Source organism: Deltaproteobacteria bacterium, from assembly GCA_016234845.1.
Taxonomy (GTDB): Bacteria; Desulfobacterota; Deferrimicrobia; order Deferrimicrobiales; family Deferrimicrobiaceae; genus JACRNP01.
The window spans coordinates 1-3,706 of sequence record JACRNP010000022.1; the positions used below are offsets into that span (position 1 = coordinate 1).

Sequence of the window (3,706 nt, forward strand, 5' to 3'; positions counted from 1 at the left end):
GCGTATCCCCTGCTCGCCAGGGCGGGGTACGGGAAGAACGCCGCCGGGGGCCTCCTCGCCGCCGGGGGGCTGGGCGCCATCCTTTCCCCTCCGGTTCTTGGCGCGGCGGCGTTCCTGATCGCCGAGTTCCTGAAGATCTCCTACCTCGACGTGATCCTGATGGCGACCATCCCGACGCTCCTCTACTACCTGTCGCTCTTCGTGATGGTGGAGATCGACTCCCGGAAGCCGGGGATGCGGAAGGTGGTGATCCAGGGCTCCTCGGGACTGTGGACGCTGACGCGCCGCTACGGGTTCCATTTCACGTCCCTGGTGGCCATCGTGGCGTTCATGCTGGCGGGGTACACCGCGATCGCCGCGGTGTTCTGGGCCACGGTGATCGCCTTCGTGTTGAGCTTCCTGCGGAACGACTCCGCCCTGCGCCCGGCGAAGCTCGTCGAGGCGCTGAACGCAGGATCGGTGGGCGTCCTGGGAGTCGCCGTGACGTGCGCGGCGGCAGGCCTGATCGTCGGCGTGGTGACCCTGACGGGGCTGGGGCTGAAATTCAGCGCCATCATCATCAAGTACGCCGGAAACAGCCTCTTCCTGACCGCGGTCTACAGCGGACTGATCGTCTGGATCATCGGCCTCGCCGTGCCCGTCACCGCCTCGTACATCATCTGCGCGGTGATCGTCGCCCCGGCGCTCACGAACCTGGGGGTGCCCGACTTCGCCGCCCACATGTTCATCTTCTACTACGCCGTCCTCTCCGAGGTTTCCCCTCCCACCGCCCTGTCTCCCTTCGCGGCGGCGGCCATCACGGGCGGGGACCCCTACAAGACGACGCTCCAGTCATGGAAGTACACGTTGCCCGCGTTCATCTTCCCATTCACGTTCGTGGTGGATCCCGCGGGGGTGGGCATCCTGCTGAAGGGCCCATGGACCGCCGTGGCCTGGACCGGCCTCACGGCGGCCGTCGGGATCGTGGCCCTTGCCGGCGGCGTGCAGGGGTGGCTGTTCCAGGAAACGGTGCTCGCGGAGCGCGTGCTCCTGATCGCCGCGGGGCTGTTCCTCGTCTACCCCGGACCGGTGTGCGACGCCGTCGGGATCGGGTTGGTCGCCGTCGTGGGCGCCATGCAGCGCGGGTTCCTTCCCCGGCTCCGGTTCTCCCGACCGGGGGGATGAGGCCGGTCGCGCCTACTTCCTGCCTGCGGGGCCGGAATCGGAGCTCTTCACCATGTCCCGCAGCCGCGCGAGCAGGTCCTGGAACGACGACCGCTGGAGGATCCCGCCGAACTGTGACCGGTAGTTATTGACGAGGCTGATCTCCTCGATGATGACGTCGTAGACGCGCCAGTCCGCCTTCCCCTTCACCATCCGGTAGTTCAGCGGGATTTCCTGCCCCTTCCCCGTCACGATGAGGGTCTCGACCGTGGCGAACCGCCCCTCCTCCACCGACTCCTTCCCGTACCGGATCTTCTCCCCCTGGTACGCCTCGACCTTCCCGAGGTAGGAGTTCTCGAGAACCTGCCGGAAGAGCCCCACATACTCCTTCCGCTCCTCCGGGGTGCGCTGCCTCCAGGCGGGGCCCAGGGAGCGCTTCGCCATCTCGTCGAAGTCGAACGCCTTGGAGATCTCTTCGCGGAGGAGGGTCCGCCGCTCCATCCGACGCTCCTTCGCCTGGAGATCCTTCTTCTTCAGGATTTCGAGGACGCGGTCGATCGCGCCGCGGACCCGGTCCGTGGGCTCTCCCGCGAACGACGAGGCCGGGGTCGCCAGCAGGAGGGCGAACACCGCCGCTACCGCCGCCGCGACCCGCCAGTAGGCCCGTCCGGGCGGATTACTTCTTCGCGCTTCCGTGGATGAATTCACCGATCAGCCCCTCCAGGTCCAGGGCCCCCTCCGTCTCCCGGATCTTCCCTCCCGCGGGAATCATCCGGTCCGACGCGCCGGGGGACAGGTTGATGTACTTGTCGCCGATCAGCCCCCGCGTCCGGACGGAGGCGATCGTGTCTTCGGGGATTCCGATGCCGTCCTGCACCCGCATCCGCACGACGGCCTTGTAATCCTTCACGCCGATCGACTCGACGGAGCCCACCTGGACCCCCGCGACTTCCACCGTCGCCCCGGCCCGAAGCCCCGCCACCGAGGCGAACTCGGCAAAGACCGGGAACCGGTTCCCCCCGCCGATCTCCACCTTCCCCAGCCGGATCGACAGCCAGGCCAGGCACGCGATCCCGACGACGATGAAGATCCCCACCGCCGTTTCCACCCCGAATTTCCGGTTCACCGTGGCCTCCTCCTTGACTACAGCAGCCGGATGGGACCGGCGAAGTCGCCTGTCAGCAATTGCCGGACGAACGGATCCTCCGAGGCGAGGACCGAAGCGGTCGGGCCCGCCGCCGCGATCTTCCCGTCGCGGACGACCACCAGGTGGTGGCACCAGTTGAAGACCTCCGGGATGTCGTGGCTCACCATCACCATCGTGAAGGCGTGCTCCCGCCAGGTGTCGCACACCAGCCGCAGGATCGAATTCCGGATGATCGGGTCCAGCCCCGTCGTCGGCTCGTCGAAGAAGATGATCTCCGGGTCCAGGACCATGGCCCGGGCGAGGGCGACGCGCCGGACCATCCCGCCCGACAGCTCGTCCGGGTACTTTTCGTTGATGCCCGGCAGGCCGACGAGGCCGAACAGCCGTTCCACCTTCTTCCGGATCTCCTCCTCGCCGAGATCCGTTTTCTCCCGCAGCGGAAACGCCACGTTGTCGAAGACGGTCATCGACTCGAACAGCGCCCCGGTCTGGAACATCACTCCGAAACGGTCGCGCAGCGCGTACAGCTCTTTCCGGGAGAGCCGGTTGATGTCGATCCCGTCCACGAGGACCTGCCCGCGGTCCGGGCGGGTGAGCCCGATCATATGGCGGAGGATGACGCTCTTCCCCGCCCCCGAGAGGCCGACGATGACGGTGATCCGCCGCGCCGGGATGTCGAGGGTCACCCCGTTCAGGACCTGTTTCCCCGCCATCGCCGTCTCGACGTCCACGAGGCGGATCGCCAGGGGACCGCCCTCGACCGGATCCGGGAGGGCATACAGGCGGGCGGGGGAACCCCCGGATACGGCCATGCTCACAACAGCACCGACGTGAGGATGTAGTCGCCCACCAGGACCAGGACGGAGGAGATGACGACCGCGGACGTCGTCGCGCTTCCCACCCCTTTCGCCCCCCGCTGCGTGTTGTACCCCTTCCAGGTGCACACCCATCCGATCAGGATGGCGAACGCGAACGATTTCCAGAGGCCGCCGGCGATGTCCGCGAGCTCCACGCTCTGCTCCATGCGCCCGAAATAGTCCCCGGCGTTGACCCCCAGGAGCCCCACCCCCACGAGCCACCCGCCCAGGATCCCCACGACGACGAAGATGGCCGTGAGGAGAGGGACGGCCACGATGGAGCCGACGAGCCGGGGGGAAACGAGGAATTTCTTGGGCTCGATCGGCATGGAGTCGAGCGCCATGATGACGCCGCCGATCCGCAGGATGCCGATCTCCGCGGTCATCGCGGGGCCCGCCCGGCCGATGACCATCAGGGCCGTGAGGACCGGACCGAGCGCCCGGATGAGGGAGAGCGCGACGACCGATCCGAGTAGACCCTCCGACCCGAATTTCCGGAGGGTGTGGAACCCCTGGACCGCGAGGACCATCCCGGTGAAGGACGCCGTGAGGACGATGA

The 3,706-nt window shown here is 67.5% G+C and carries 5 protein-coding genes; 1 reads left to right on the plus strand and 4 read right to left on the minus strand.

Annotated features, from left to right (window positions below):
* Positions 1-1,164 (plus strand): TRAP transporter large permease subunit (locus HZB86_01815; protein MBI5904284.1); only part of this gene is annotated, 1,164 nt, incomplete at its 5' end.
* Between the two features lie 12 nt (positions 1,165-1,176).
* On the opposite strand, the gene HZB86_01820 is transcribed toward HZB86_01815, so the two are convergent.
* The 4 genes from HZB86_01820 to HZB86_01835 all read right to left on the minus strand — a co-directional run.
* The gene (locus tag HZB86_01820) at positions 1,177-1,851 is read right to left on the minus strand and encodes an ABC transporter substrate-binding protein (protein ID MBI5904285.1); all 675 of its coding nucleotides are present in this window, start codon (positions 1,849-1,851) and stop codon (positions 1,177-1,179) included.
* Positions 1,820-2,251, minus strand: coding sequence for an outer membrane lipid asymmetry maintenance protein MlaD (gene mlaD / locus HZB86_01825; protein ID MBI5904286.1), 432 nt, complete (start codon positions 2,249-2,251; stop codon positions 1,820-1,822). Before mlaD ends, HZB86_01820 begins: the two co-directional genes overlap by 32 nt.
* Before the next feature lie 35 nt (positions 2,252-2,286).
* Positions 2,287-3,102 (minus strand): ATP-binding cassette domain-containing protein, encoded by an 816-nt coding sequence (locus HZB86_01830; protein ID MBI5904287.1) that lies wholly within the window; start codon positions 3,100-3,102, stop codon positions 2,287-2,289.
* Positions 3,103-3,104: 2 nt separating this feature from the next.
* Positions 3,105-3,706 (minus strand): ABC transporter permease (locus HZB86_01835; protein MBI5904288.1); only part of this gene is annotated, 602 nt, incomplete at its 5' end.